This window comes from Flavobacterium sp. FlaQc-49, from assembly GCF_044005985.1.
Classification (GTDB): Bacteria; Bacteroidota; Bacteroidia; order Flavobacteriales; family Flavobacteriaceae; genus Flavobacterium; species Flavobacterium cupriresistens.
Window position 1 is genome coordinate 313,794 of the sequence record NZ_JBIPCS010000003.1, and the last position, 26,688, is coordinate 340,481.

Consider the following 26,688-nt stretch of genomic DNA (forward strand, 5'->3'; position numbering starts at 1 on the left):
AGACGGGTTGTGTTGATTTTTATTCTTTTTGAACTTGTTTGCAAAAAATAGAATTAGTGCTGTTTAATATATAGAAACATAGATTCGAAAGTAATGCTCGGAAATGTTTCAGGAAAATCAGCTTTCTTTTTCGAATAGTCTATGTGATTTTTTTTAAGTGAAAAGTCTTTTTGAGACTATGATTCTATGTGTTAAAAAATAAATAGACACAACAAGTTTCTTTTATTGAATGTTTATTCCGTACGGCAGCATAGCCTGAACTCCTTTTTGTTTTTGGAATCTTTTTACCTGTTCTAAAATCCTGTAATTTTCCTCACCAATTTCTTCTTTTATGAAAGCTTCTTTTGATTTTGCAAAAGGCAGACCGGATAATAAATCATCAAATGATTTTTCGTACTCTGGATAATTCTGTGTGCTGTATGATTTTATTTTAGCAATTTTAGCAGCTTCCGCAATAGCGGCGTTTAGTCCGCCAATTTGATCAACCAGACCAATTTTTATAGCCTCACTACCGGACCACACTCTTCCCTGAGCGATAGCATCTACTTGAGCAAAAGACATTTTTCTACCCTCAGCTACACGTGTTACAAAAGTTTTATAGATGTTTTCTACACCTTCTAAGGTAAAGGCTTTAAAGTTTTCGTCTAATGGCACAAACGGACTGTAATTGGCTGAATTTTCGTGTGTTTTTACTTGTTCAGTATTAATCCCTAATTTAGTTGCTAAGGGCGTAAAATTGGGTAATACTCCGAAAACTCCAATCGAACCTGTTATTGTATTGCTTTCGGCAAAAATTTTATTTGCGTTACAAGCAATGTAGTATCCGCCGGATGCCGCATAATTACCCATAGATACCACAATAGGTTTTACTTTTTTGGTAATTTCAATTTCTCTCCAGATCAAATCAGAAGTCAAAGCACTTCCGCCCGGGCTGTCAATTCTAAGAACAATAGCTTTAACGTCTTTGTTTTTTCTGGCTTCCTGCAAAGAACGACGCATGGATCCTTCACCAATTACCGTAACATCACCTTCACCGCTTTGAATTTCGCCTTGAGCGTAAATAATAGCAATCTGATCACTAGAGGTATTTGCTAAAGCTGTTGTAATGTTATTTTGTGTGTAATCTAAGATCGAGATTTTGTTGTACTCTTCATCATCAGCAACTTTTAATGCTTTTTTGATGGCATTATGATAAACATCTTCATAAGCGACAATGTCAACTAAATGTTGTGCTTTAGCCATTTCCGGTGTTCTTGCTAAGAGACCGTTTGCAATTTCATTTAGTTTGGCTACCGGTATATTTCTGCTTTTTGAGATGTCGTTAGAAACCGTTGACCAGATCGAATTTAAAAGAGCGGTTACTTGCTCTCTGTTAGCATCGCTCATTTTGTTTTCTAAAAAGGGTTCAACAGCACTTTTGTATTTTCCGTGGCGTATCACTTCCATATGAATACCGGATTTGTCCTGAAAATCTTTAAAAAACATGATTTCAGACGAAAGACCTTTAAAATCTAAATCTCCTGCAGGGTTTAAATAAACTGTATTGGCAACAGAGTTTAAATAGTACTCTTTTTGAGAGTAAGTATTAGCATAAGCCCAAACAAATTTACCTGACTTTTTAAATTTTTCAAGCGCATTCCTTAAATCTTTACATTGCGCAAGTCCCAACGAAGATTGATCGTTTAAGATTGAAATACCTTTAATATTATCGTCAGCTTCAGCGGCTTCAATGGCGTTAATAACATCACTTAAACCAACATCTTTTTGGTCTGAAAAAACGGTAACCCAAGGGTCTTTGTATTTTCCGGCATAGTCATTTCTGATTTTTCTCAGATCTAATTCGATAACAGAATCAGCTTTGGCAGAAACGGTTTCGCTTCCTCCAAAAATAGCTCCAATTAGAAGTACTCCAAAAAAGAATAGCATAATGAATACAAAAATACCAATCACAGTGGCAATTACATTTCCTAGAAATTTCATAAATATGTTTTTTTTAATAAGTAGCGATAAGAGGCAATATGTTACAAGTTTTAAAAACAAGTTCTGAATTAAATTGAGAACTCGTTTTACAAATATATTGTTAATTCTAAAATAGTTTTAGTTAATTTGCATTTATTATGAAATCACAGCATCAGGTCGTATTATCTATAGGAAGTAACGAAGGAAATCGTTTAGCAAACATCGAAGATTGTATTCGTTTGATACATCAGGAAGTAGGGACCATAATTCAGGTTTCAAAGCTATATGAAACACCTGCCTGGGGTTTTGAAAGTGATGCTTTTTATAATTGTGCTCTTATTTTGCACACCAATGCTTCTGCACAGAAAGTACTTAATCAGGTGCTGAAAGTAGAAAAACAATTAGGACGAATCAGGGGAAATCAGGAAGGATATCAAGCCCGTACGATTGACATTGATCTGATTGTTTTTGACGATGAAATTATTGAGTCGGAAAAACTTCAGATTCCGCACCCGTTAATGCAAAACAGAAAATTTGTATTGCTGCCCATGCAGGATTTGAAATTAGATTGGAAACATCCTGTTTTTCAGAAAACCATATCCGAATTAATTGCAATTACACCGGATGATAGTGTTTGTACTGTTGTTCAGGATTTGAAAAACCCGTTGGGAGATATTCCGCTTGAGAAGTTTAATTATATTGCTTTTGAAGGCAATATCGGGGCAGGAAAAACGACTTTATCACATAAAATAGCGGAAGATTTCAATGCTAAAACCGTTTTAGAACGTTTTGCAGACAATCCGTTTTTGCCTAAGTTTTATAAAGACCAAAACCGATATGCTTTTCCGTTAGAGATGTCTTTTCTGGCAGATAGATACCAGCAGCTATCTGATGATTTGGCTCAATTTGATTTGTTTAAAGATTTTGTGGTAGCCGATTACCATATTTTTAAATCGCTGATTTTTGCTAAAATTACACTTGCTGAAGATGAATATCGTTTGTATAGAAACTTATTTGATATCATCTACAAAGAAATGCAAAAGCCCGATCTGTATGTGTATTTGTATCAGAATACAGGCCGATTGTTGGAAAATATCAAACGACGCGGACGAAATTACGAGCAAAATATTTCGGCCGAATATTTAGATAAAATCAATACCGGTTACTTGGATTATATTAAATCACAAACAGATTTGAATGTTCTGATTATTGACGTCTCAGACCGCGATTTTGTAAAAAAACACGAAGACTATCTTTTTATTCTGGATGAAATACGCAAGAAGATCTAAAATTAGATAATGTGTCAATTTGATAATTTGATAATTATTCTGAACGTGGTAAACATGGCAATTATCCAATTAACACATTTTCAATTAACACATTTCCAAATTGGCACATTATCTAATTGACACATTGCCACATTATCTATTTCGGCCAGCTGAGTTTTTGGAACAAATCCCAGACTACAATTCCGGCACTTACAGAAATGTTTAAAGAGTGTTTGGTTCCTAATTGCGGAATTTCGATACAGCCATCGCAAAGCGCAACAGCTTCCTGAGCAACTCCATAAACTTCATTTCCGAAAACCAAGGCGTATTTTTGATCTTTCTTTACTTCAAAATCCTGAAGAAAAACAGAACTTTCTACTTGTTCGATGGCAAGCGTCAGTACGTTTTCTTTCTTTAAGTTTTCAATAACCTCCAGTACATTTTCATGATGTTCCCAGGCTACAGTTTCGGTAGCGCCAAGAGCGGTTTTGTGAATCTCTTTGTTGGGAGGAGTAGCGGTAATACCACACAGGATTATTTTTTCAATCAAAAAAGCATCAGCGGTTCTGAATACAGATCCTATATTGTGTAAACTGCGAATATCATCCAATACTAAAATCAGCGGTGTTTTTTTGGATTCTTTAAAATCTTCAATTGATTTTCGGTCTAGTTCACTATTTTCAAGTTTTCTCATTTGCATTGCATTCAGGTCATAAAAAAAGCCTCCAAAGATAAGGAAGCTTTTTCGATTATTTTAAATTGTTTTTCAGATTAGCTTTTAACTGGATCTGGTAAAACAGTACCTTTAATGGTAAGTACTTTTGTTGGTTGTCCTTCAGCATTAGAAGTAACCGTTACCGTTTTTGTAAAAGCACCAACTCTGTCAGTAGCATATTTTACACCGATAGTACCTTTTGCACCCGGAGCGATTGGCTCTTTTGGTGAAGTTGGTACCGTACAACCACAAGATCCTTGTGTGTTAGTAATGATAAGTGGCTTGCTTCCGTTGTTTACAAAAACAAACTCACGTTTTCCATCTGCATTGTGAGCGATAGTTCCGTAGTCAATTGTTTCAGTTTCGAAAGCCATTCCAGCTCCTTCAACTTTAGCTGCTTTTTTCTTAGTACTTTGAGCGTTAGAAGCTGTAATTCCAACTACAGTCAACATTGCGATTAAAATTATTTTTTTCATCTTTTTTAGGGTCTTATTTAATTAGTAACAAATCTAGATAAAATTCTTATATGTGCGCTTAAAAAAAGCTTAAAATATTTTAATTTTTGAAGCTCTTCGATATTTCTTTAAAATAGCATAAATTCGCTGTCATAAATTTTTTCATTTAAAATACAATAATTTGGCAGCGAAAGAGAAAGTGGTGAAGGAAACACCCTTAATGAAACAGTACAATGAAATCAAGAGAAAATATCCTGATGCCTGTTTGCTTTTCAGAGTAGGAGATTTCTACGAAACCTTTGGAGAAGACGCCATCAGAGCTTCTAAAATTCTGGGTATAACACTAACAAAAAGAGGTGCGGGTTCTGAAACCGAAACAGCTTTGGCAGGGTTTCCACACCATTCTATTAATACCTATTTGCCAAAATTAGTAAAGGCAGGACTTCGTGTAGCAATTTGCGATCAGTTGGAAGATCCTAAAATGACTAAAACAATCGTGAAACGTGGTGTTACCGAATTGGTAACTCCGGGTGTTTCTTTAAACGATGAGGTTTTACAGTCAAAAACAAATAACTTTTTGGCCTCTGTTTATTTTGCTAAAAACAGTATCGGAGTTTCTTTTCTGGATGTTTCTACTGGTGAATTTTTAGCAGCACAGGGAAATGCAGAGTACATTGATAAATTATTGCAGAACTTTAGTCCAAGTGAGGTTTTAGTTCCAAAGAATAATAAAAATGATTTTAAGGAGGCTTTCGGAGAGACTTTTCATAGTTTTTATCTGGAAGACTGGATTTATAAAGAGGATTATGCTTTAGAGACTCTTACCAAGCATTTTCAAACCTCTTCGCTAAAAGGTTTTGGTATCGAAGAGTTGAAAGAAGGAATTATTGCTTCGGGAGCGGTGTTGTATTATTTGTCGGAAACACAACACAACCGCGTACAGCATATCACAACAATTCAACGAATCGCAGAAGACGCTTATGTTTGGATGGATCGTTTTACCATTCGAAATTTAGAATTATACCACAGTTATAATCCAAATGCAGTTACGCTTCTGGATGTTATTGACAGAACCCTTTCGCCAATGGGAGGACGTTTGTTAAAACGTTGGTTGGCACTTCCTTTAAAAGATAGTACAAAAATAAAAGGCCGTCATGAAGTGGTTTCTTATTTGAAATTAAATCAGGAAGTCCTGCAAGACATTCAATATCAAATCAAACAGATTTCAGATTTGGAGCGTTTGATTTCAAAAATAGCGACAGGGAAAATTTCACCGCGCGAGATTGTGTATCTTAAAGAATCGCTGGATGCTATCATTCCAATCAAAACTTTGGCACTTGATAGCCCTCAGGAAGCGGTAAAAGTAATTGGAGACAGTCTGCATGCCTGTGATTTGTTAAGAGAAAAAATCAAAACTACTTTAAATCAGGATGCGCCTGTTGCCGTGGCAAAAGGAAATGTAATTGCAAAAGGCATCAGTGAAGAATTAGATGATTTAAGAGCGATTTCAACCTCCGGAAAAGAATATTTAGAAGGTATTGAAAAAAGAGAATCAGAGCGAACAGGAATTTCTTCGTTGAAGATTTCATTCAATAATGTTTTCGGATATTATATTGAAGTTCGAAATACACATAAAGATAAAGTGCCGACAGAATGGATTCGTAAACAAACTTTGGTAAATGCAGAGCGTTATATTACCGAAGAATTAAAAGAATACGAAACAAAGATCTTAGGTGCGGAGGAGAAAATTCATAAAATCGAAACAGATCTTTTTGAGAAGTTGGTTTCCTGGATTTCGACTTATATAAAGCCGGTTCAGATGAATGCCTATCTGGTGGCGCAATTAGATTGTTTGTGTTCCTTTACACAACTTGCTATAGAGAATCAATATGTATGTCCTGAAATTGATGAGACTTTTGAGTTGGAAATTAAGAACGGTAGGCATCCGGTTATCGAGAAACAATTACCGGTTGGAACGCCTTATATAGCCAATGATGTTTTCTTAGACAGAGAAACCCAACAACTTATTATGATTACCGGACCCAATATGTCGGGTAAGTCGGCTATTTTGAGACAAACGGCTTTGATTGTATTGCTGGCTCAAATGGGAAGTTTTGTTCCGGCAGACAGTGTGAGAATGGGGATCGTGGATAAAATTTTTACCAGAGTAGGAGCATCGGATAATATTTCGATGGGAGAATCGACTTTTATGGTAGAGATGAATGAGACGGCTTCTATTTTGAATAATATTTCAGATCGTAGTTTGGTGTTGCTTGATGAAATTGGTAGAGGAACCAGTACGTACGATGGTATTTCTATTGCGTGGGCCATTGCAGAGTTTTTGCATGAGCATCCGGCAAGACCAAAAACGTTATTTGCGACGCATTACCACGAGTTAAATGAAATGACAGAATCATTGCCGAGGATTCAGAATTATAATGTTGCAGTAAAAGAACTAAAAGATACCGTTCTTTTTGTCAGAAAGCTTGTAAAAGGCGGTAGTGCACATAGTTTTGGTATTCATGTAGCGAAAATGGCGGGAATGCCACAAATTGTTATTTTGAAAGCACAGAAGTTATTGAAGAAATTAGAGAAGAATCATTCCAGCGATGCTTTAAACGGAATCAAATCCGGCGAAGAAGAAATGCAAATGAGTTTCTTTAATTTAGATGACCCTTTGTTAGAAGAGATAAAGGAAGAAATTATGGGGCTTGATACCAATGCGATCACACCGGTTGAAGCGTTAATGAAGCTGAATGAGATCAAAAGAATGTTAGTGAAAAAATAATTTCATATTTAAAGATTAGGTTATCAGAAAGTTATAAAATAAGTGAAAAATATTTTCAAAAAACGCTTGTATAACTCAATAAATGTCCTAAATTTGCAACCGCAATACAGAACAAGTCAAGTATTGCGGTTCTTATTAGAATGTGAAATGCGAAAATAGCTCAGTTGGTAGAGCGCGACCTTGCCAAGGTCGAGGTCGCGGGTTCGAGCCCCGTTTTTCGCTCAAAACCATATAATGCTCGGATGGTGAAATTGGTAGACACGCTGGACTTAAAATCCAGTGAACAGCAATGTTCGTGCGGGTTCAAGTCCCGCTCTGAGTACTAAAGCCTCTTCTTTTGAAGAGGCTTTTTTTATGGCGTAAACTCATGTCTTTTAAACGTGAGATGATAAAGTGATTTTTTGCATATCCGGTAATCTAAATTCGGAAATCAAAAATCAAAGTCAGCAATCAATAATCTAAAATCAACAATCAAAAAATGGGTGCCTTTGTAATTAGTAAGCGGTTTAACGACGAGTATAAATTTGTTTTTACTTCGAGAAAGGGAAAAGTGATCTTTACGAGTTTGAGTTATGAATTGAAGTTTGAGTGCGAAGAAGATATTGAGAAGTTTAAAGCAAATATGGATCAGGCTAAGTTTTTAAAATTTAAAGGCTCAGGAGGGAAGTATTTTTTTAAATTGATGTTAGGGGAGCTTCATTTTGCAACAAGTCGTAAATACACGACGGAATTGCTTTTACAAAAAGGAATCAAGGAGATTGTTACGTACGGCTCAAGATCTGAGATTTTGGACTTCTCGTCAAGTGAATCGATTTTTGAAGACGAAGAGGAGGGGGAGGAAGTTTTGGATGAAGAGATGATGGAGGGGTGAAATTCCAAAATTTTGAAATTCCAAATTCCAGCTTTTGAAACTGTTTTTTTTTTTTTTTTTTTTTAAGGGGCTTGTTTTTGTCATTTCGACGAAGGAGAAATCGCACGCGTAACTCGACAAAGATTTTTCTTTCCTCAGCGGAAATGTTATTGTGATTTCTTGTGCTGAAATGAACAAGATTGTTGGAAAATAGGGCTTGTAGATCTGTATTGGAAATAGTTGATAGTAGTGGTGTGGTGTTGGATTGAATGAAGGGGTGTTTTTAAAGGTAGGTTCCTCTATAGTGATTTGAGAAATATAATAACAAAAAAGGATTAAAGATCTAATGCGGTCTTTAATCCTTTTTTATTATAAGGTGTTCTCGTTCTGTTTTAAAATTCAAAGCGAAGCTTGGAATTCAAGATTTGAAATTTGGAATTTCAAAATTTTGGAATTTCCAAGAACCTTGGTTTCTGGGCATAAAAAAAAGCTATCTGTTAAAAGATAGCTTTTTAATTTTTTGAGTAATTTAGAATTACTTTTTAGCAGGAGCAGCAGCTTCTTCAACTTTTGCAGCAGCTGAATCAACTTTTGCAGCAGCAGAATCAACAGTTGCAGCAGCAGAATCAACTACAGCAGCAGCAGAATCAACAGCAACAGCAGTAGAATCTACAGCTTCAGTAGCTGCAGCGTCAGCTTTTTTACAAGATACAACAGTTAAAACAGCAACAACAGCTAAACTTAAAAATACTTTTTTCATCTTACTTTATTATAAAAGGTTAATTATTAATTCGTGGCAAAGATATAAATTTTTTAATATGTAAAATATTTTTTTATTTTTTTTTTAAAATATTTTCATCGCTCACGATTATCTTAATTATCAAAAAATATGCCAAAATAGTTAAATTGTGTTGTATTGTGGTATATTTTGCGTAAATTATCGATCGCTGCATATTCAATAAGAAAAAGGGCGCTTTTTATGGTCTTCATTGTGGTTTATTTTGCTTTTTGATGATTATTTAATAATCGCCAAATAGATTGATGCCCTTTTTTGAAAGTATTTTTTATGATTTACGACTCAAAATTTACTTTTTGTTAATCGGAGTTGTTATGAAACGATTTCCATAACGCTGTTTGTAGCTCCTTTATTGTCCTGAATAAACGACTTGCAGATTTGTGCTTTTTCTTTATAATAGGTTTCGTCCGAGATCAAATGATCCAGATTTTGTTTTAGCTCCTCTTTGTTGTTGATAACGGTACAGCCTCCAAGTGTTACCAGTTGTACGGCCTCCGCAAAATTAGCGTAGTTTGGACCAATCACAATTGGAATACCGAAAGTAGCCGGTTCCAGAATGTTATGAATACCCGGGTTTCCAAATCCGCCTCCTACGTAGGCAATCGTTCCATAACTATATATTTTGGTCAATAAGCCTATCGTGTCAATAATAAAGACATTATAAGTAGATAGGTCGCTGTTTTCTTTTTCGGAATATAGGACAGTTGATTTCGTGATTTGAGCCGTGAGGTTCGCGATCTGATCTGCTTTTATGTTATGCGGGGCAATAATGAATTTTACATTTTCAGGAGCCTGATTGATGTATTCGGCTAATAAGGCTTCGTCTTTTGGCCATGAACTTCCGATAACAATTGTGGTTTGATTGTTTTTGAAATTTTCAATAAAATCAAGCGTGTTGTCTCTTTCTAAAATAGCATTCACTCGGTCAAAACGAGTATCGCCGGAAACAATCACATTGTGGAAGCCAAGAGCTTCTATCTTTTCTTTTGAACTTTGATTTTGTACAAAGAAGTAAGTAAATGTTTTTAAGGCTTTGCGATAAAATCCTCCATACCATTTAAAAAACATCTGACTGTCTCTGAAAATTCCGGAAACTAAATAAGTTGGTGTTTTGTTTTCTTTGAGTTCTTTCAGGTAATTAAGCCAGAATTCATATTTGATAAAAAATACCAGTTCGGGATGGGCTAGTTTTAAAAAACGTTTAGCGTTGTTTTTGGTGTCTAAAGGCAGGTATAGGGTAACATCTGCTACTGTGTTATTTTTACGCACTTCGTATCCGGAAGGGGAAAAGAAGGTAACAATGATTTTATGCGAAGGGTATTTTTCTTTGATTTTTTCAATAACAGGAAGGCCTTGTTCGTACTCTCCAAGAGAGGCAGCGTGAAACCAAATTGTTCTGTCTGTGGGTTTTATCTTTTCTTCCAATATCGTGAAGACGTTTTTTCTTCCCTCTATAAAAAGCTTAATTTTCGGACTAAATAAGGAAACAATTTTCAGAAAAAACGTAGCAAGATAAACGACTAAATTGTATAGAAAAAGCATGTGTGTAATTTTGGTGCTAAAATACGTTTCTTTCCATTATTTTTCATTGTTTGAAGGTATTAAATAACTATTTTTGTTCTTCGTTTTGAAGATTGAATTCCAAAAACAAATCTTAAGTTTTAAAATAAAGAAAGATAAATGAAAAAAATTCAAATGGTTGACTTAAAGAGTCAATACGAGAAAATAAAAACTACAGTTGATGCTTCGATTCAAGAAGTTTTAGATACAAATACTTATATAAACGGACCATTAGTTCATCAGTTTCAAAAAAATCTGGAAGACTATTTAGGTGCAAAACACGTAATTCCTTGCGCAAACGGAACCGATGCCTTGCAAATTGCTATGATGGGATTGGATCTTAAACCGGGAGATGAGGTTATTACAGCAGATTTTACCTTTGCTGCTACAGTTGAGGTGATTGCTTTATTGCAATTGACTCCGGTTTTGGTTGATGTTGATATGAATAATATGAACATTGATATCGAAGCGCTTAAAAATGCAATTACTCCAAAAACAAAAGCAATTGTTCCGGTTCATTTATTCGGACGTGCTGCTAATATGGATGCGATTATGGAAATTGCTGCTGAGCACAATTTGTATGTAATCGAGGACAATGCACAAGCCATTGGAGCGGATTATATTTCTAAGTCAGGAGTAAAAAGCAAAGTTGGTGTAATTGGTCATGTGGCTGCTACTTCATTTTTTCCGTCTAAAAATTTAGGTTGTTACGGAGATGGTGGAGCGATTTTTACAAACGATGATAAATTAGCTCACATTATCCGCGGAATCGTAAATCACGGAATGTACGAGCGTTACCACCACGATGTTGTGGGTGTGAATTCACGTTTAGACAGTATTCAAGCTGCTGTTTTAAATGCGAAATTACCTTTATTGGACGAATATAATACAGCACGTCGTTTGGCTGCAACAAAATACAACGCTGCTTTTGCAGGGAATAAAAATATTATAACTCCGGAATTTGATGTGGATCAAAACGACCACGTTTTTCATCAGTATGTTTTAAGAGTTATTGATGCGGATCGTAATGGTTTAATGCAACATTTATTGGACAAAGGGATTCCTTGTGCGATTTATTATCCAATTCCTTTACATTCACAAAAAGCATATGTTGATGTTCGTTATAAAGAGGAACAATTTCCTGTTACCAATCAATTAGTACAGGAAGTAATCGCTTTACCGATGCATACGGAATTAGATGACGAACAGATTAAATTTATTACCGATAGTGTTATTGAATTTTTGAAATAGAGTAAACTTAATTATTAGCCATATAAAATAACCACAAAATGAAAGTATTAGTAACGGGAGGTTTAGGATTTATCGGATCACATACAGTAGTCGAATTACAAAATGAAGGCTTTGAAGTTGTAATAATTGATGATCTTTCTAATTCTTCAGAAGATGTTTTAAAAGGAATTGAGAAAATTACGGGAAAACTTCCGCTGTTTGAAAAAATAGATTTACGGGAGAAGTCCAAAGTTCAGGATTTCTTTAAAAAACACAATGACGTTACTGGGGTTATTCATTTTGCGGCTTCAAAGGCAGTGGGCGAGAGTGTTGAAAATCCACTTTTGTACTACGAAAACAATATCAGTACTTTGGTGTATTTGTTACAGCAATTGGAACAAAAACCGGAGGCAAGTTTTATTTTTAGTTCTTCTTGTACGGTTTACGGTCAAGCCGAAAATATGCCGATTACAGAAGATGCTCCTGTCCAAACCGCAATGTCTCCTTATGGAAATACTAAGCAAATAGGAGAAGAAATCATAACAGATACGGCTAAAGTAACGAATATCAGTGCTATTCTATTGCGCTATTTTAATCCGGTTGGAGCTCACGCTTCGACAGAGATTGGAGAGTTACCAATTGGAGTTCCTCAGAATTTAGTGCCTTTTATCACACAAACCGGTATCGGATTACGTCAGGAGTTATCTGTTTTTGGAGATGATTATCCAACGACGGACGGAACGGCGGTTCGGGATTATATTCACGTGGTTGATTTGGCAAAAGCACACGTTATTGCTTTACAGCGTTTATTCAATAAAAAGAATCTGTCTAAAGTAGAGACTTTTAATTTAGGAACAGGAAAAGGAAGTTCTGTCCTTGAAGTGATTAATAGCTTTGAAAAAGTCAGTGATAAAAAATTACCTTATAAAATTATGCCACGCCGCGAGGGTGATATCACGGAGGCTTATGCAAATACAGACAAGGCAAATAATGTTTTGGGATGGAAAGCACAGTTAACGTTAGATGAAGCCATGGCAAGCGCCTGGAAATGGGAACAAAAAGTACGATCATAATGGTGTAAAAATGCACTGCAGTGCATCTACATTGAAAAATCCCAAATTATCGAAGTGTAATTTGGGATTTTTTTTATTTAAAAAAAAGGTATTTAATTATCATGAAACAAAATTTAGATTATAAGTTAATTTTTGCCTTAGCAACGGTTGGAGTTGTTTGGGGCACCACATTTTTAGGAATTAGGGTTGCTGTAGAAACAATCCCGCCCTGGTTTGTAACCTCTATTCGTCAAGGATTGGCGGGACTGATGATTATGACCGTTTTATTGTTTAAAAAAGAACTGAAATGGATTGGCTGGAAAAATTTAAAACACCAACTGGTTCCGTCTATTTTAATGATTGTAATTGCGAACGGATTTACAACCGTTGCCGAACAGACTTTACCCAGCGGACTAGCGTCTGTGATTAGTGCCATGTCTCCAATACTTATTTTTATAGGTAGTATTTTGTTTGGATTGCAAAAAGCAAGTTTAAAAGGCTTCGTTGGGGTTATAATCGGATTTTCAGGAGTTGTTTTTATATTCAAAGAAGGGCTCGGCTCGTTTTTGGATGCAGATTATAAAATCGGAGTGCTGTTTATGGGGCTGGCGATTTTAGCATGGGCAGCCGGAACGATTTATACGAAAACGCATGCTTATAAATCGGGTAATATTGCACTCAATTTGTTTTATCAGTTTACGATGGCTTCTTGTATACAATTGGTTTTAGCTTTTATTTTTTCACCAAATCCGGATATAAGTTTGTGGAGTTCAAGAAGTATTTTTGCTTCTTTATATCTATCTGTTTTTGGGTCTGTAATTGCTTTTCTCTGTTATAATTATGCTTTAAAACGTGTTACAGCTGTACAAGTTTCTATTTTGTCTTACATAAATACAATTATAGCTGTTTTTCTGGGTTGGTTGATTTTAGATGAAAAAATTACAGTTGACTTTATCATCGCTACAGTGCTTATTATTTTAGGTGTATTTATTATTAATTATAAGAAGAAAGAAAATCACATAAAATAAAAAAGGAATACAAATAGAAGACACGCCGAATTCGTAGAGATGCACCGCAGTGCATCTTCACCACATTTGTAGAGACGCACTGCATTTGTAGAGACGCACTGCAGTGCGTCTCTACGGTCAATAACAAATAGAGATTAAAACCACACATTTATAAATTGGAATCTTTTGGTCCGATTAGTTTGTCGTAAATTTATCAGAATAAAAAAAGGGATCATGAGTGCGAAGAAAAAACAAATAAAAGACAATAAAGTCGAAGAACCAGTAGTAGAATATGAGGTTCAGAGATCAGAATTTAAAGGAATAGACAGAGATACTTTTGATTTTGATGCTGAGTTTGCAAACGGGTTGACTCCGGAGGAAGCAAAGGCAGAATCAATTAAGAGAATTAGAGAGTGGTGGGGAAAATAGAAGTTGTTTTTACACGAGGCGTTATTCGATATCTTGATAATTTAGTTGTTACGTTGTATGAAAAAGAGTATTTCGGCTCTGTAGATGCAGCAGAAAGATATGTTTCTAATATCTACGATGCTGTTCCGGAAAAAATACAAAAGGGTCTACACAAGAAAACGCCAACAATGCTTCGGTATTTAGGTTCTGATTATATTTTTTATAAAACTAATTCTCGTACAACTTGGTATGTTTTTTTTGAAAAGAGTAAGCAAAATTATTTGATTACAGGTATCCTGAATAATTATTGTATTGAAGCAAAAAATCTGTAGAAATATAAATTTCCAATTGATTAATCGATAATTTGGTATATCTTGATTTGGTTGATTTGTTATAAATGGGTTAGATGAAATTTTTTATTATGAATGCGAAGAAAAAACAAATAAAGGACAATAAAGTCGAAGAACCAGCATTAGAATATGAAGTTCTGAAGCCAGAATTTAAAGGAATAGACAGAGATACTTTTGATTTTGATGCCGAGTTTGCAAACGGTTTGACTCCAGAGGAATTTAAAGAGGAAATGTTTAAGAGAATAAAAGCATATCCTTGGGAAAAATAATTTTTGAGAACAATGTTCTTGAGTATTTTAATCATTTGGTTTTTTTGCTTTTTGAAAAAGAATATTTTGGTTTTCCTCAGTCTGCACAGAAATATGTGGATGAAATTGTCGCTTTTATTGTTTCTGGGATTTCAAGTTTTCCGCATAAGAAAACGCCAACAATGCTTCTGTATTTAGGTTCTAATTATATTTTTTATAAAACTAATTCTCGTACAACCTGGTATGTTTTTTTTGAAAAAAGTGAGCAAAATTATTTGATTACAGGTATCCTGAATAATTATTGTATTGAAGCAAAAGATCTATAGAAATAAAAAATCCCAAATGTTCAAATTCATTTGGGATTTTTTAATTTTAAAAACCTTTTGTTTTAATATGATTTAAGCAAGGGCTAATATCAAAGTAAAAACCAGGAATATTGTATTTGTTCTCTGCTAATTTGAGGTAATCATAATGCTCGATTAAACTTTGTTCTCCACCAAATTGAAAACCAATCATATTAATCAAGTCGTATTCATTTGAGGTGTTAATTACATAAAAAGCGGATTCTTTACTAGTTCCGTTTCCAGTGCTAAGAAGGGCTTCCATTATAATGTTTGTTTTGATTACGTTCAGCTTCGATTCAGCTTCTTTGTTTAGTTTTTTAAATGCATAAGATTTGTAATTCAATGGTCTTAAATCAAATGGATTTTCTTTCAGATTTAAATCGGAGAGCTCAATAATCTTTTCGAAGTCTTGATTGGTTAAGTTTTCTTTATTGATTAAAGTGTTTAAAGATTTTTTATCATCTGATACAGAATAGGGGTTATATTTTTCCTGAAAAACAAATCCATAAAACAAATGTCTTTTTTGTTCAAGTGTCATTGTAGAGTCAGAAACATTGAATTTTTCAAGCAAATTGGGATAATAATAGACGGATTTTTTATCTTTTATATTGGACTCTATTTCTTTGTAATTTGGAGCAACAAATTTAGGTGACTGAGAAAAGCCTGCTAGGCTAAAAAATAAAAAGACCGCGGTTAGAAGTGCTTTTTTCATAATTAATGGTTTAGTTTGGATGAAAAAGGTAAAGACTTTAGAAATATAAAATCCCAAATGAATTTGATCATTTGGGATTTTTTGATTTTTATTTTAAGCTGAAAACTAAAAATTAAGCATTAGCAGTAACTGCTTCTTTGTCAATTTTAGTAATTAAACCGGCTAATACTTTTCCTGGTCCAACTTCAGTAAATAAAGTAGCACCGTCAGCGATCATTTGTTGTACCGATTGTGTCCATTTTACAGGAGCAGTCAATTGAATGATCAGGTTCTTTTTGATTTCATTGGCATCAGAAACAGCGCTAGCTGTTACGTTTTGATATACCGGACAAATAGGTGTTGCGAATGTTGTTGCTTCAATTGCAGCAGCTAATTCTTCTCTTGCCGGTTCCATCATTGGCGAGTGGAATGCTCCTCCAACAGGTAAAATCAAAGCACGTTTTGCTCCCGCAGCTTTCATTGCTTCACAAGCTTTTTCAACAGCCGTGGTTTCTCCTGAGATTACTAATTGCCCAGGGCAGTTGTAATTTGCAGCTACCACAACACCGTCAATAGAAGCGCAAACTTCTTCAACAACATTATCCGCTAAACCTAAAACGGCAGCCATTGTAGAAGGTGTAATTTCGCATGCTTTTTGCATCGCAAGAGCACGTTGAGAAACTAATTTCAGTCCATCTTCAAAAGATAATGTTCCATTAGCTACTAATGCGGAAAATTCTCCTAAAGAATGTCCTGCAACCATTTCCGGTTTAAAATCTTCGCCTAAAGTTTTGGCTAAAATAACCGAGTGTAAAAAAACGGCAGGTTGTGTTACTTTTGTTTCTTTTAGTTCTTCGGCAGTACCTTCAAACATGATATCTGTAATTCTGAAACCTAAAATTTCATTAGCTTTTTCGAATAATTCTTTGGCTAAAGCCGATGTTTCATATAAGTCTTTGCCCATTCCTGTAAACTGTGCGCCCTGACCTGGAAATACGTATGCTTTCATTTGTCTAATTTAAAGATTGAATTTTTTTGGAATTGAAAATTAGTTTCAATTGAAAGGCAAAAATAACATTTTTTTAGCTTGTATAGTCCTTAAACATATAAATCCATAATAATCTGGAAAAACGAAGGTTGAAAAATGATAAAGAGGTAATTACAACCGCAATGATGGGAATAATTCTCAGATCAAATGTTTTTTCAAAGAAAAATTGTGCAATACAGTAAGTAGCAATTCCTTGCGCAACCGTTAGTCCGTAATTTACATACATCGCACCAAAAAAGTAGCCTGGCTCTTTTTGGAACTTATAATTACAATGACCACAGTATTCATTCATTTTTGGAAAACCGATATTTAGGAATATGTTTTTGTCTTTGAATACTTTTCCTTTATGACAATTCGGACATTCATTTTTCAAAATATGGACTAGTGTACTTGACATGATTTTGTTGTTTTTTATTTATACAAAGGTATTTTAGATTCTATTGAAACCTTTTTTATATCTTCGCTACTTATAGCACAATAAAGACATTTGTTATGAAAAAATACCCTGTTTATAGCGTTCAGAATTTTAGTTGTAACGATATTCACCGTGATTTTTATGTCAATACTTTCAAGGAACATTTAAAAAGTCACAGTTTTGTAGAAGAGCCGCATCGTCACGATTCTTATTTAATGGTTTTTTTTACTAACGGTTCGGGAATTCACGAAGTTGATTTTGATCGTTTTGAAATAAAAAAGGGTAGTTTGTTTGTTTTGCAACCCGGGCAAATGCACCATTGGAGTTTGTCGGAAGATATTGAGGGGTATGTGATTATCTTTTCACAGGAACTTTATAATCTGTATTTCGGACAGAAAAAAATAAACGACTACAACTTTTACAATTCGATTCTCAATCAGCCGGAAGTTCTTTTTGAAGGGGAAGAATCATCTAAAATTTTGCCTTATTTTAATCTGCTGATTCAGGAAAACAATCAAAATCATAGATTGCAATTGGACAAGATGCTCAATTTGCTGGATTGTGTTCATATCGAAATTGCTCGCAAATATGGTGAAACTTACTCACGTCAGGCGCATTCGTATAATGTTAAAATTAGTGCTTTCGAGGTACTTCTGGAAAAGTACTTTAAAACTCAGAAGTTGCCTTCTTTTTATGCGGATCAATTGTATATTACTTTAAAACATTTGAACCGAATATGTAACGAGATTTTGCAAAAAACAGCAACCGAAGTAATTATGGATCGCGTAATTCTCGAAATAAAAAGAATGCTGATCGATAAACAATTAGCTGTAAACGAAGTCGCATATGCTGTTGGTTATGAAGACTACTCTTATTTTTCGAGAGTATTTAAAAAACAAACCGGAAATTCTCCGACGGAATTTAGGAATAATACAGGGCGTTGATTTTTTGACACGAATTACACGAATTGTCACGAATTGATTTGTTGGTTGTGTTTTTTTATTGCGCAAAGATTGTCATTTCGAAGAATGAGAAATCACATCCAATATTCCGCAAACTGTGCGTGAATTTGTAGTGTGATTTCTCATTCTTCGAAATGACAAAAAAGAGGATGTTTACCACGAATTACCACGAATTAAATTTTAGTTTCTCAGTTTACAATTAGTGAAAATTTGTGTAATTCGTGTCAAACAAAAAGCTCTGTACTTCTTAGAATACAGAGCTTCTCATTAATCAGATTAATTCAAATTAGACTTGTTTTGCCAATTGAATTTCGATGTTTAATTTAACTTCTTCTCCAACCAATACACCACCGGTTTCAAGGGCAGAATTCCAGTTTAATCCCCAATCTTTACGATTGATTTTTCCTTCGATGTTTAATCCTACTTTTGTATTTCCCCAAGGATCGGTCATGATACCACTAAATTCTACTGGAAATTTTACTGTTTTAGAAACTCCTTTGATGTTTAGATCTCCTGTGATCTCATATTCACCATCGTCAATTTTTTTAAAGGAAGAAGATTTGAAAGCTAATTTTGGATGGTTTTCAACATCAAAAAAATCGCCGCTTCTTAAGTGTCCGTCTCTGTCTGCATTTGCTGTATCAATTGAAGCGATGTCTGCGGAAAAAGCGATATCTGCATTTTCGAAATTCTCGTCATCAGTTGTAACGGTTGCATCGTAAGTTCCGAATTTACCTGAAACATTTGTAAACATCATGTGTTTTACTTTAAAACCAATTTGTGAATGTGTTGGGTCAATAGACCATTTTGTAGTTGCCATAATTTTATTTTTTTAAATTGTAATAGTTTCATTTTGATAAGGCAAAGTTACGCTGAGAGTAAACGAAGGGCACTTAACCTAGATTAAGAAATGAAAACAATAGATTAAGTTTTTGATTATCAGTCTTTATTATTCAGGTAAAAAGTCAAAGCTCCGGATGGACATTTGTTTACAGTTTCAATAATTTTTTCTGTAGTTGAATTTTTAGCTTGTATCCACGGCTTTTCTTTTGGGTGAAAAACATCGGGATTATTTTTTACACAATTGGCAGAATGAATACATTTTCCGGATTGCCATACGATAGTTACTTCACCATTCGTATATTCTTTTGTAAGGTCATTTGGATCCATAATTGAGTGTTTTAGAGTGGTTATTTCTACTTTGTTGAAGTCCGATCAGTTTCTACTATAAATTTAATCTTTCTTTCGGGCTTTATGAAATTTTGGATAAAAAATAAAGAGGTAATAAATTGAAATTCAAAATATTACCTCTTGTTGTGAGGGTTTGTTTATTACTTATGCGAATTAATAATTCATCGGAATTTCCATTAAAAGAAACTCAGCATCAGTATTTGCTTTGATGTTTAAAGTCTCAAAATCGGTAATTCCAAGAGCATCACGGGAGTTTAATTCCTGTCCGTTGATGGTTACATTTCCTTTTAAGATGAAAGCATAAACGCCATTTCCTTCTTTTTTTAGATGATATTCTGTTGCGATTCCAGCGTCAAAGTTGGCCATATGAAACCAGGCATCCTGGTGAATCCAAACTCCTGCATCGTCTGCATTTGGAGATAAGATTTGTTGTAATTTGTTATGTCTGTCCTCTACATTCAAAGAGATTTGCTGATAACGTGGATCAACATTTCTTTGGTTTGGAAACAACCAGATTTGCAATAATTTAGTCTGCTGATCAGCATTCGGATTAAACTCACTGTGTTGTACTCCGGTTCCTGCACTCATTACCTGAATATCACCATTTTTGATGATTTCGGTGTTACCCATACTGTCTTTGTGCGCTAAATCACCTTCCAACGGGATAGTGATGATTTCCATATTGTCGTGTGGGTGTGTTCCAAAGCCCATTCCGCCTGCAATCGTATCATCGTTCAAAACACGCAATGCTCCAAATTGAACTCTTTCCGGATTGTACCAGCTTGCAAAACTAAAACTGTGATAAGCATTTAGCCATCCGTGATTTGCATTTCCTCTTGTTTCTGCCTTATGTAATACTATATTTTCCATGATGCTATGTGTTTTGTTATTTTTATAGTACAAATTTACGACGGACATAGATGAAATGTACTTAATGTAGATTAAGAAAAGGTTCTGAGGTTCTGAGTGGCTAAGTTTCTGAGTTTTTTTATGGGAGGTTTAAAGGGGTAGAGGTACAAAGGTTCTGAGGAGGGGAACTTTGCGACTATGTGTAATAAGAGTGAAGAGTAATTTTAATTTGTCATTTCTGAGCAAAGTCGAGAAAGCGCATGAGAAACTCCGTACTGTTTGTTGTCCTGAGGAACGATGGATCTGTGTTTGCTGAATCGATACTGTTGAGCTGCACTTTATGGATTATCTCGTGAAGATACTTCGTTCCTCAGTATGACAAAATTGCGGAGAATTGAAACGGAGTTTCTAGTGTGATTTCTCATTCTTCGAAATGACAAGGTGAGAGAAAATCTAAAATCAATAATCACGATCTGAAATCAACAATCTGAAATCAACAATCTTCAATCAATAATTTTCAATCAATAATCTTCAATCAACAGTCTTTAATCTAAAATCTAAAATCTGCAATCTAAAATCCTAACTATATTGTGTGATATACTGCTGCACAACGGCATCTGTATCCTCATGGCGTTTCTTTTTCTCTAATGCAATAGGAGGGGAAGCTCTTTCCAGGCAATCTTTTACGGCACAAGTTTCGCAGGTTACGCCTACGATTTGTTTGGTGAGTGGTTTTCCGTCGATGAATTTGAATTTCTTTTTCATCGTTGGATTGATCAAAATGCCAACAGAAATACTTCTGATGCAATTCTCAACAAACGGATCTTTTGTAGCGGAAGAAAAAACCAAATACTCATTTCCGCTATTCGCATAACTCGAAATCTGAGCATCAAAAAAGTGAGGTTTATTTTGTCTGATGGCTTCGTCAATCGTTTTTACCGAAACCCATCTTCGGCAGTAATGCTCATTGGTTTCGTTTGCGTGTGGTTCCTGCTGATTGGTAATATGTAGTTCTTTTTTTATCTGATAAAAATCAGAGCCAATTTTATGAGATAATCTTAGGAAGAAGAGATTCTTCAGATGAAAGTCTTTCGGTAATAAATTGGTTAATCGTTGGTAGAAAGATTCCGGTGAAACTTCGAAACTTTCAATTAAAGCTACAAACTGTTCCGGTTTAGGTTGTTCGTTATTTAAGAATGCATTGATTTTGTCTACTACCAATTGTCTTGGCAGCAATAAAGCTCCAGCAAAGTACGAAGCATAAAAATTATGGAGCACCTGATCGAAATTATCAAATTTAATCCAACTAAAAGTCAGCAATCTGTCGGATAGATTTAAATAATTGTAGGCTATTTCTTTGGCAAGTATAAATGCTTTTTGTGGGTCGTCAATTTCTGTAGAAAGTAATAGTGTTTTGCTTTTTGGGACATAAATGGAACGTAAATCTCCCAATGCTTCCTGATCGGTAAAAGCAATTTCTTTTATAGTGTATTCGTACTCTTCTTTTAGAATCGCTTGCAATTCTTCAATACTGATCTTAGTATCTAAATTGATTTGAAAAGATTTGGAGAAAGCAATTACCTTATTTTCTAAATCTTCAAAATAATTACTGTGTGCTTCCTGATACGAACGCAAAGCAGCTAAAAAGAAACTTTCACGACTTAAATTATAATGCTGTGCAATTTCAATTATGGTACTGATAAAGGCGTTGACTTTTGCCGGAGCATTCGCAATAATATCAATTAGATCCGCTTCCTGGATTCCAAAAAGCTCTAAAGGAATCTCTTTTAAAATACCGGATTTTAAAATTTCACCAATCGGAGCGAGGTTGTTGTCGAGTTTTAAAGAGACCATTTGGTCGTAAGAAACATCGAGATGCTCACATAAAAGTAAAATTTTATCGGTTTTGGGATATTTTTTTCCCTTTTCAATTTCGTTTAAATACGATTTTGAAAGGTTGGTCAATTTGGCTAAGCCAAAAAGCGAAAGGTTCTTTTGGGTGCGGACCTGCTTGAGTTTTAGCCCAAAAATCAGCTTTATATAGTCTTTTTCGATATCCATAGTATCAAATGTAACCAATAAAAAAATAATCGCCAAAAAAATATTTTACACATTTAGCGAACGTTCGCTTGTTTTGTAAAAAACTTTTTCATAACATTGTAGTGTAAAACAAGTTAGAGGTGAGATTGTTAGATATGAAATGTTTTAAAAGGCATGAATCAATTGAGATAATATCTTATTTAACTATTTAAAAATAAAATCTGCAGCTATGAAAAACCAATTTGAGATTACCGAGACGGCAATGGAATTTTTAGCCGAAAAAAAGCTTTCTTATCCAAGTATTTGGACCGATGATGCAATTGCTTTTATAACAGAATTGCATAAGAAATTCGAATCACAACGAAAATTACTTTTGTTGCAAAGAGACCAAGCGCAAGTCGGTTTTGATCAAGGTGTCATGCCTGCTTTTCCTTTAGAGACCAAAGAGGTTAGAGAAAGCAATTGGACTGCCGGTGAAACACCAAAAGATTTATTAGACAGAAGAGTTGAAATTACTGGACCGGTTGATCGTAAAATGATTATCAATGCCTTGAATTCAGGAGCAAAAACATTTATGGCCGATTTTGAGGACAGTACTTCTCCAACTTGGCAAAATTTGATGGAAGGACAGGTTAATTTAATAGATGCGGTTAACAAAACGATTTCGCATACGGATCTTTCAAAAAACAAAACCTATCAGCTAAATGAAAAAATAGCGACTTTGATTGTTCGTCCAAGAGGTTTGCATCTTTTAGAAAAACACCTTCAGATAGAAGGTCAAATGGTTTCAGGTTCTTTGATGGATTTTGGTTTGTATGTTTTTCACAATCATAAACAATTGCTTGAAAATAATTCCGGACCCTATTTCTATATTCCAAAATTGGAACATTATTTAGAAGCGCGTTGGTGGAATACTGTAATTGATTTTACCGAAGATTATTTAAAATTAGCAAGAGGGACGATCAAAGTTACGGTGTTAATAGAAACCATCACAGCCAGTTTTCAGTTGGATGAAATTATCTACGAATTGAAAGAGCATATTGTGGGATTGAATTGTGGTCGTTGGGATTATATCTTTTCGTACATCAAAAAATTCCGTAAAAATTCGAAGTTTATTGTTCCGGATCGCGATCAGGTAAATATGACTTCACCGTTTATGAATGCTTATTCGAATTTGGTAATTCAGAGATGTCATAAAAGAGGAATTCATGCTATTGGAGGAATGGCGGCTCAGATTCCGATTAAAAATAACGAAGAAGCCAATGCTGTTGCTTTTGCAAAAGTAAAAACCGATAAAGAACGTGAAGTTCGAAATGGTCATGATGGCACCTGGGTAGCACATCCGGATTTGGTAGCGCTGGCGAAAGAAGTTTTTGATGCCGGAATGCCAACCCCAAACCAGATTCATATCAAAAGAGAACACCGCAAAATTACAGAAGCGGATCTGATTGAACCACCAATTGGAATCATTACTGAAAATGGAGTTCGAAAAAACATCAATGTTGGGGTTTTGTATTTGGCTTCGTGGTTGAATGGTCAGGGTGCGGCAGCTTTGCATAATTTGATGGAAGATGCTGCAACGGCTGAGATTTCGAGATCACAATTGTGGCAGTGGCTTCAGAATAAAGTGGTTTTGGATACTGACAAAGAGTTGAATCTGGCCTATTATCACGAATTGGCTTTAGAGGAATTCCATAAAATAAAAACGGAATTGGGAGAAGAAAACTACGAAAAACGACAATTTCCTTTGGCTGAAAAAGTACTGGAAAGATTAGTTGTTAATGCTGATTTTGTTGACTTTTTGACGATTCCATGTTACAAATATTTATAAGGGCTGTTGCGTTTAATTTTTTTTAACACATAGAAACATAGATGTAAAATTGAAGGAAGGGATATTTTAAGAAATCTTGATTTTGCACATAGCTATGTGTTTTAAAACAAATGGAACAAACTTCATCAGAAAGAAAAGAGATGTTCCTGCACGTTAAAATAACTCATTATACTAATTAATTTTTTTTTAAGTCTCAGTTGAAAACTGAAAACTGAGACTGCAAACTTTTTACTAACCAACTTAACTATATTATTTATGAAAACAACAGAAGACAGAATTCAGGAATTGATTAACGATTGGATTACGAACCCAAGATGGAAAGGTGTTGAACGTCCGTATACTGCTACCGAAGTGGTGACGCTTCAGGGTTCTTATCAGATTGAGCACTCTATTGCTAAAATAGGGGCGCAAAAATTATGGAGAAAGTTAAAAAGTCAGGATTATGTAGCTGGATTGGGGGCTTTAACAGGGAATCAGGCGATTCAGGAAGTTGATGCCGGTTTGGAAGCGATTTATTTAAGCGGTTGGCAAGTGGCTGCTGATGCGAATCTGGCTGGAGAAATGTATCCGGATCAATCGCTTTACCCGGTAAATAGTGTACCAATGGTTGTGAAAAAAATTAATAGTGCTTTATTGCGAGCTGATCAGATTCAGGTGGTAAATAAAGTAGAAGATAAAATAGATTATTTAGTACCCATTGTTGCTGATGCCGAAGCAGGTTTTGGTGGAAATTTAAATGCTTTTGAACTAATGAAATCTATGATTGAAGCCGGAGCTTCTGGGGTTCATTTTGAAGATCAGTTGAGTTCTGCTAAAAAATGCGGGCATTTAGGAGGGAAGGTTTTGGTACCAACTCAGGAGGCGATTAATAAACTAATTGCGGCTCGATTAGCAGCAGATGTTATGGGGGTTCCTACACTTATTGTAGCAAGAACTGATGCAGATGCCGCTAATTTACTAACGAGTGATGCAGATCCGAGAGATGCTAAGTTTATTACTGGTGAAAAAACCAATGAAGGTTTCTTTTATGTAAACTGCGGTATCGATCAGGGAATTGCAAGAGGATTGAGCTACGCACCGTACGCCGATCTGATCTGGATGGAAACCAGTAATCCTGATTTGGTTTATGCGAAAAAATTTGCTGATGCCATGAAAAAAGAATTTCCGGACAAAATGTTAGCGTATAATTGTTCGCCTTCTTTTAACTGGGCTGCAAAATTATCAGTGGCAGAAATGGAAACTTTTAGAGAAGATTTGGCTGCGATGGGGTATAAATTCCAGTTCATCACTTTAGCAGGTTTCCATGCTTTAAACACTAGTATGTTTGAACTGTCTAAAGCGTATAAAGAACGCGGAATGGCAGGTTATTCTGAGTTACAGGAAAGAGAATTTGCTTTACAGAAAAACGGATTTAGAGCGGTTAAACATCAAGCTTTTGTAGGGACTTCTTATTTTGATGCGGTTCAGAATACGGTTACCATTGGTAAGTCAACCACTACGGCAATGAAACATTCTACGGAGGTTGAGCAATTTTAATTCATAAAAAAAAACACGGTTCTTGTTTGAGCCGTGTTTTTTCTTTTTTTGCCACAGATTTCACAGATTAAAAGGATTAAAAAAATATGGCCACGAATTTCACTAATTAATTGGTTTAATAATGGAATTAAAATTCACGTGAATTAGTGAAATTAGTGGCCAAAAAAATCACTTTAATCTGTGAAATCTGTGGCTATATTATTTATTTCTTCAAAAGTCTTGCTTTCATTTTGCTAAAAAACTCTGGCGTAACACCAATGAAAGAAGCAATTTGTTTTTGAGGGACTTTATGAACCAATGTTCCATATTTGGCGCAGAATTTTTCAAAGCGTTCTTCTGCGGGTAAGCTCAGATTGTCCATTAGTCTTTGCTGATTGGCAACTAGCGAATTTTCGATTAGAATTCTGAAAAAACGTTCTAATTTTGGAATTTGAAGATACAATTGCTCCTGATTTTCTTTTGATAACGAAACGATTTCCGTTTCTTCTAGAGCTTCTATAAAAAGCTGTCCGGGTTTTTGTGAAAAATAGCTGTACATGTCACTCATCCACCAGCCTTCGCAGGCAAAAGAAAGTACATGTTCAACAATATTATCGTTGATGTTAAAGCTTCTTAAAATCCCTGAATTCACAAAATAAGAATGTTTACATATTTCGCCCGCATTTAATAAAATGGTCTTGGCTTTATAGGTATGTGTTTCTGTTTTGGATAAAAAAAGTGCCTGCTCTTCCGGAGTCAATGCAACATGCTTGGCAATATTGTCAAGAATCAGCGCCATTATTTTTCTTTTATTAAAGTAAATGTAGTCACTTTAAAGCGGTTGTTCTCTATTTTTCCTGTAACAGCAGCTTTACGGATTGCATTGCAAAAACCATCTTTTGCGTGAGCATCACCATGTTCGTCAATGGTTGTTCCGTCAACAAAATAGGATTTTCCGTCAATGCGAACGGCAAGATCACAAGCGTCACCTTTCATTCCGAATTGGCATTCACCACAAGCGGTTTCTACAATTTGAGGTTTTTCGGTTTTTTCTTTGTCTTGAGCCTGCATGTTAAGGCCGGTAAATAACAATGTAAGAAATATTAGTTTTTTCAT

27 protein-coding genes and 2 tRNA genes are annotated in these 26,688 nt (G+C 35.0%); 15 read left to right on the forward strand and 14 right to left on the reverse strand.

What is annotated here, in order from left to right:
* Positions 1-222: 222 nt before the first annotated feature.
* On the reverse strand, positions 223-1,980 hold the full coding sequence (gene sppA, locus ACHRV3_RS07740) for a signal peptide peptidase SppA (protein ID WP_395426690.1): 1,758 nt from the start codon (positions 1,978-1,980) through the stop codon (positions 223-225).
* 137 nt (positions 1,981-2,117) lie between these two features.
* On the opposite strand from sppA, the gene folK reads away from it, so the two are divergent.
* Entirely contained in the window at positions 2,118-3,248 is a 1,131-nt protein-coding gene (gene folK / locus ACHRV3_RS07745) for a 2-amino-4-hydroxy-6-hydroxymethyldihydropteridine diphosphokinase (protein WP_047773211.1), read from the forward strand.
* 136 nt (positions 3,249-3,384) lie between these two features.
* On the opposite strand, the gene ACHRV3_RS07750 is transcribed toward folK, so the two are convergent.
* Together ACHRV3_RS07750 and ACHRV3_RS07755 are read right to left on the reverse strand one after the other, a co-directional pair.
* The gene (locus ACHRV3_RS07750) at positions 3,385-3,921 is read right to left on the reverse strand and encodes an RNA methyltransferase (protein ID WP_047773293.1); all 537 of its coding nucleotides are present in this window, start codon (positions 3,919-3,921) and stop codon (positions 3,385-3,387) included.
* Positions 3,922-3,998: 77 nt separating this feature from the next.
* Complete coding sequence (locus tag ACHRV3_RS07755) at positions 3,999-4,418, reverse strand: DUF1573 domain-containing protein (protein WP_047773212.1); 420 nt, start codon at positions 4,416-4,418, stop codon at positions 3,999-4,001.
* A gap of 160 nt (positions 4,419-4,578) precedes the next feature.
* On the opposite strand from ACHRV3_RS07755, the gene mutS reads away from it, so the two are divergent.
* The 4 genes from mutS (at position 4,579) to ACHRV3_RS07775 (ending at position 8,056) form a co-directional block, all read left to right on the forward strand.
* The gene (gene mutS / locus ACHRV3_RS07760; protein WP_395433859.1) at positions 4,579-7,185 is read left to right on the forward strand and encodes a DNA mismatch repair protein MutS; all 2,607 of its coding nucleotides are present in this window, start codon (positions 4,579-4,581) and stop codon (positions 7,183-7,185) included.
* Between the two features lie 149 nt (positions 7,186-7,334).
* A tRNA-Gly gene (locus tag ACHRV3_RS07765) sits at positions 7,335-7,407 on the forward strand.
* 14 nt (positions 7,408-7,421) lie between these two features.
* Positions 7,422-7,507: transfer RNA gene (locus ACHRV3_RS07770), tRNA-Leu, on the forward strand.
* A 156-nt stretch (positions 7,508-7,663) separates the two neighbouring features.
* Entirely contained in the window at positions 7,664-8,056 is a 393-nt protein-coding gene (locus tag ACHRV3_RS07775) for a DUF1508 domain-containing protein (RefSeq protein WP_395426692.1), read from the forward strand.
* 514 nt (positions 8,057-8,570) lie between these two features.
* Here ACHRV3_RS07775 and ACHRV3_RS07780 read toward each other — a convergent pair.
* Complete coding sequence (locus ACHRV3_RS07780) at positions 8,571-8,795, reverse strand: hypothetical protein (RefSeq protein ID WP_017497763.1); 225 nt, start codon at positions 8,793-8,795, stop codon at positions 8,571-8,573.
* Positions 8,796-9,143: 348 nt separating this feature from the next.
* Entirely contained in the window at positions 9,144-10,373 is a 1,230-nt protein-coding gene (locus ACHRV3_RS07785; protein ID WP_395433860.1) for a 3-deoxy-D-manno-octulosonic acid transferase, read from the reverse strand.
* Between the two features lie 138 nt (positions 10,374-10,511).
* On the opposite strand from ACHRV3_RS07785, the gene ACHRV3_RS07790 reads away from it, so the two are divergent.
* The 7 genes from ACHRV3_RS07790 (at position 10,512) to ACHRV3_RS07820 (ending at position 15,012) form a co-directional block, all read left to right on the forward strand.
* Positions 10,512-11,642 carry a DegT/DnrJ/EryC1/StrS family aminotransferase gene (locus ACHRV3_RS07790; protein WP_395433861.1) on the forward strand — a complete coding sequence of 377 codons (1,131 nt, stop codon included), beginning with the start codon at positions 10,512-10,514 and terminating at the stop codon, positions 11,640-11,642.
* Between the two features lie 38 nt (positions 11,643-11,680).
* Positions 11,681-12,694, forward strand: coding sequence for a UDP-glucose 4-epimerase GalE (galE, locus tag ACHRV3_RS07795; protein ID WP_230004559.1), 1,014 nt, complete (start codon positions 11,681-11,683; stop codon positions 12,692-12,694).
* Positions 12,695-12,795: 101 nt separating this feature from the next.
* Positions 12,796-13,701, forward strand: coding sequence for a DMT family transporter (locus ACHRV3_RS07800; RefSeq protein ID WP_047773226.1), 906 nt, complete (start codon positions 12,796-12,798; stop codon positions 13,699-13,701).
* A gap of 213 nt (positions 13,702-13,914) precedes the next feature.
* On the forward strand, positions 13,915-14,109 hold the full coding sequence (locus tag ACHRV3_RS07805; protein ID WP_395433863.1) for a hypothetical protein: 195 nt from the start codon (positions 13,915-13,917) through the stop codon (positions 14,107-14,109).
* Positions 14,094-14,420, forward strand: a complete 327-nt coding sequence (locus ACHRV3_RS07810) for a hypothetical protein (RefSeq protein ID WP_395433864.1) — start codon at positions 14,094-14,096, stop codon at positions 14,418-14,420. The genes ACHRV3_RS07805 and ACHRV3_RS07810 overlap by 16 nt, the downstream gene beginning before the upstream one ends.
* Positions 14,421-14,494: 74 nt before the next feature.
* Positions 14,495-14,707 (forward strand): hypothetical protein, encoded by a 213-nt coding sequence (locus ACHRV3_RS07815; protein ID WP_395433865.1) that lies wholly within the window; start codon positions 14,495-14,497, stop codon positions 14,705-14,707.
* Complete coding sequence (locus ACHRV3_RS07820) at positions 14,695-15,012, forward strand: hypothetical protein (RefSeq protein WP_395433866.1); 318 nt, start codon at positions 14,695-14,697, stop codon at positions 15,010-15,012. Before ACHRV3_RS07815 ends, ACHRV3_RS07820 begins: the two co-directional genes overlap by 13 nt.
* A gap of 46 nt (positions 15,013-15,058) precedes the next feature.
* Here the strand turns inward: ACHRV3_RS07820 and ACHRV3_RS07825 are convergent, their stop codons facing one another.
* The 3 genes from ACHRV3_RS07825 to ACHRV3_RS07835 all read right to left on the reverse strand — a co-directional run bounded on the left by ACHRV3_RS07825 (position 15,059) and on the right by ACHRV3_RS07835 (position 17,166).
* Positions 15,059-15,742: a DUF4919 domain-containing protein gene (locus ACHRV3_RS07825; RefSeq protein ID WP_395433867.1), complete on the reverse strand. Its 684-nt coding sequence runs from the start codon at positions 15,740-15,742 to the stop codon at positions 15,059-15,061.
* Positions 15,743-15,854: 112 nt separating this feature from the next.
* Positions 15,855-16,730 (reverse strand): ACP S-malonyltransferase, encoded by an 876-nt coding sequence (fabD, locus tag ACHRV3_RS07830; RefSeq protein ID WP_230004566.1) that lies wholly within the window; start codon positions 16,728-16,730, stop codon positions 15,855-15,857.
* A gap of 73 nt (positions 16,731-16,803) precedes the next feature.
* Positions 16,804-17,166, reverse strand: a complete 363-nt coding sequence (locus ACHRV3_RS07835) for a hypothetical protein (protein WP_047773234.1) — start codon at positions 17,164-17,166, stop codon at positions 16,804-16,806.
* A gap of 95 nt (positions 17,167-17,261) precedes the next feature.
* Here ACHRV3_RS07835 and ACHRV3_RS07840 point away from each other — a divergent pair, with 95 nt between their 5' ends.
* Positions 17,262-18,128 (forward strand): AraC family transcriptional regulator, encoded by an 867-nt coding sequence (locus ACHRV3_RS07840; protein WP_395433868.1) that lies wholly within the window; start codon positions 17,262-17,264, stop codon positions 18,126-18,128.
* A gap of 304 nt (positions 18,129-18,432) precedes the next feature.
* Here ACHRV3_RS07840 and ACHRV3_RS07845 read toward each other — a convergent pair whose 3' ends face one another.
* The 4 genes from ACHRV3_RS07845 to ACHRV3_RS07860 form a co-directional block, all read right to left on the reverse strand.
* Positions 18,433-18,966 (reverse strand): YceI family protein, encoded by a 534-nt coding sequence (locus ACHRV3_RS07845; RefSeq protein ID WP_395433869.1) that lies wholly within the window; start codon positions 18,964-18,966, stop codon positions 18,433-18,435.
* A gap of 119 nt (positions 18,967-19,085) precedes the next feature.
* Complete coding sequence (locus tag ACHRV3_RS07850; protein WP_395433870.1) at positions 19,086-19,316, reverse strand: (4Fe-4S)-binding protein; 231 nt, start codon at positions 19,314-19,316, stop codon at positions 19,086-19,088.
* 174 nt (positions 19,317-19,490) lie between these two features.
* On the reverse strand, positions 19,491-20,207 hold the full coding sequence (locus ACHRV3_RS07855) for a pirin family protein (RefSeq protein WP_047773241.1): 717 nt from the start codon (positions 20,205-20,207) through the stop codon (positions 19,491-19,493).
* A 558-nt stretch (positions 20,208-20,765) separates the two neighbouring features.
* Positions 20,766-22,247 (reverse strand): helix-turn-helix domain-containing protein, encoded by a 1,482-nt coding sequence (locus ACHRV3_RS07860; RefSeq protein WP_047778314.1) that lies wholly within the window; start codon positions 22,245-22,247, stop codon positions 20,766-20,768.
* A gap of 208 nt (positions 22,248-22,455) precedes the next feature.
* Here ACHRV3_RS07860 and aceB point away from each other — a divergent pair, with 208 nt between their 5' ends.
* Positions 22,456-24,057, forward strand: a complete 1,602-nt coding sequence (gene aceB / locus ACHRV3_RS07865; RefSeq protein ID WP_395433872.1) for a malate synthase A — start codon at positions 22,456-22,458, stop codon at positions 24,055-24,057.
* A gap of 255 nt (positions 24,058-24,312) precedes the next feature.
* On the forward strand, positions 24,313-25,593 hold the full coding sequence (gene aceA, locus ACHRV3_RS07870; protein ID WP_047778318.1) for an isocitrate lyase: 1,281 nt from the start codon (positions 24,313-24,315) through the stop codon (positions 25,591-25,593).
* A 202-nt stretch (positions 25,594-25,795) separates the two neighbouring features.
* Here aceA and ACHRV3_RS07875 read toward each other — a convergent pair whose 3' ends face one another.
* Together ACHRV3_RS07875 and ACHRV3_RS07880 are read right to left on the reverse strand one after the other, a co-directional pair.
* Complete coding sequence (locus ACHRV3_RS07875; protein ID WP_395433873.1) at positions 25,796-26,371, reverse strand: Crp/Fnr family transcriptional regulator; 576 nt, start codon at positions 26,369-26,371, stop codon at positions 25,796-25,798.
* The gene (locus ACHRV3_RS07880) at positions 26,371-26,688 is read right to left on the reverse strand and encodes a DUF6370 family protein (RefSeq protein ID WP_395433874.1); all 318 of its coding nucleotides are present in this window, start codon (positions 26,686-26,688) and stop codon (positions 26,371-26,373) included. The genes ACHRV3_RS07875 and ACHRV3_RS07880 overlap by 1 nt, the downstream gene beginning before the upstream one ends.

Excerpts from the sequence above, each read along its gene's own strand:
- ACHRV3_RS07845 (WP_395433869.1), bottom strand. The coding sequence starts at position 18,966 with ATGGCAACTACAAAATGGTCTATTGACCCAACACATTCACAAATTGGT.
- ACHRV3_RS07860 (WP_047778314.1), bottom strand. The coding sequence starts at position 22,247 with ATGGATATCGAAAAAGACTATATAAAGCTGATTTTTGGGCTAAAACTC.
- ACHRV3_RS07775 (WP_395426692.1), top strand. The coding sequence starts at position 7,664 with ATGGGTGCCTTTGTAATTAGTAAGCGGTTTAACGACGAGTATAAATTT.
- ACHRV3_RS07750 (WP_047773293.1), bottom strand. The coding sequence starts at position 3,921 with ATGAGAAAACTTGAAAATAGTGAACTAGACCGAAAATCAATTGAAGAT.
- ACHRV3_RS07785 (WP_395433860.1), bottom strand. The coding sequence starts at position 10,373 with ATGCTTTTTCTATACAATTTAGTCGTTTATCTTGCTACGTTTTTTCTG.
- ACHRV3_RS07840 (WP_395433868.1), top strand. The coding sequence starts at position 17,262 with ATGAAAAAATACCCTGTTTATAGCGTTCAGAATTTTAGTTGTAACGAT.
- ACHRV3_RS07805 (WP_395433863.1), top strand. The coding sequence starts at position 13,915 with ATGAGTGCGAAGAAAAAACAAATAAAAGACAATAAAGTCGAAGAACCA.
- fabD (WP_230004566.1), bottom strand. The coding sequence starts at position 16,730 with ATGAAAGCATACGTATTTCCAGGTCAGGGCGCACAGTTTACAGGAATG.
- ACHRV3_RS07825 (WP_395433867.1), bottom strand. The coding sequence starts at position 15,742 with ATGAAAAAAGCACTTCTAACCGCGGTCTTTTTATTTTTTAGCCTAGCA.
- folK (WP_047773211.1), top strand. The coding sequence starts at position 2,118 with ATGAAATCACAGCATCAGGTCGTATTATCTATAGGAAGTAACGAAGGA.
- ACHRV3_RS07850 (WP_395433870.1), bottom strand. The coding sequence starts at position 19,316 with ATGGATCCAAATGACCTTACAAAAGAATATACGAATGGTGAAGTAACT.
- sppA (WP_395426690.1), bottom strand. The coding sequence starts at position 1,980 with ATGAAATTTCTAGGAAATGTAATTGCCACTGTGATTGGTATTTTTGTA.
- galE (WP_230004559.1), top strand. The coding sequence starts at position 11,681 with ATGAAAGTATTAGTAACGGGAGGTTTAGGATTTATCGGATCACATACA.
- ACHRV3_RS07800 (WP_047773226.1), top strand. The coding sequence starts at position 12,796 with ATGAAACAAAATTTAGATTATAAGTTAATTTTTGCCTTAGCAACGGTT.
- ACHRV3_RS07880 (WP_395433874.1), bottom strand. The coding sequence starts at position 26,688 with ATGAAAAAACTAATATTTCTTACATTGTTATTTACCGGCCTTAACATG.
- aceA (WP_047778318.1), top strand. The coding sequence starts at position 24,313 with ATGAAAACAACAGAAGACAGAATTCAGGAATTGATTAACGATTGGATT.
- ACHRV3_RS07755 (WP_047773212.1), bottom strand. The coding sequence starts at position 4,418 with ATGAAAAAAATAATTTTAATCGCAATGTTGACTGTAGTTGGAATTACA.
- ACHRV3_RS07875 (WP_395433873.1), bottom strand. The coding sequence starts at position 26,371 with ATGGCGCTGATTCTTGACAATATTGCCAAGCATGTTGCATTGACTCCG.
- ACHRV3_RS07780 (WP_017497763.1), bottom strand. The coding sequence starts at position 8,795 with ATGAAAAAAGTATTTTTAAGTTTAGCTGTTGTTGCTGTTTTAACTGTT.
- ACHRV3_RS07790 (WP_395433861.1), top strand. The coding sequence starts at position 10,512 with ATGAAAAAAATTCAAATGGTTGACTTAAAGAGTCAATACGAGAAAATA.
- ACHRV3_RS07855 (WP_047773241.1), bottom strand. The coding sequence starts at position 20,207 with ATGGAAAATATAGTATTACATAAGGCAGAAACAAGAGGAAATGCAAAT.
- aceB (WP_395433872.1), top strand. The coding sequence starts at position 22,456 with ATGAAAAACCAATTTGAGATTACCGAGACGGCAATGGAATTTTTAGCC.
- ACHRV3_RS07835 (WP_047773234.1), bottom strand. The coding sequence starts at position 17,166 with ATGTCAAGTACACTAGTCCATATTTTGAAAAATGAATGTCCGAATTGT.
- ACHRV3_RS07815 (WP_395433865.1), top strand. The coding sequence starts at position 14,495 with ATGAAATTTTTTATTATGAATGCGAAGAAAAAACAAATAAAGGACAAT.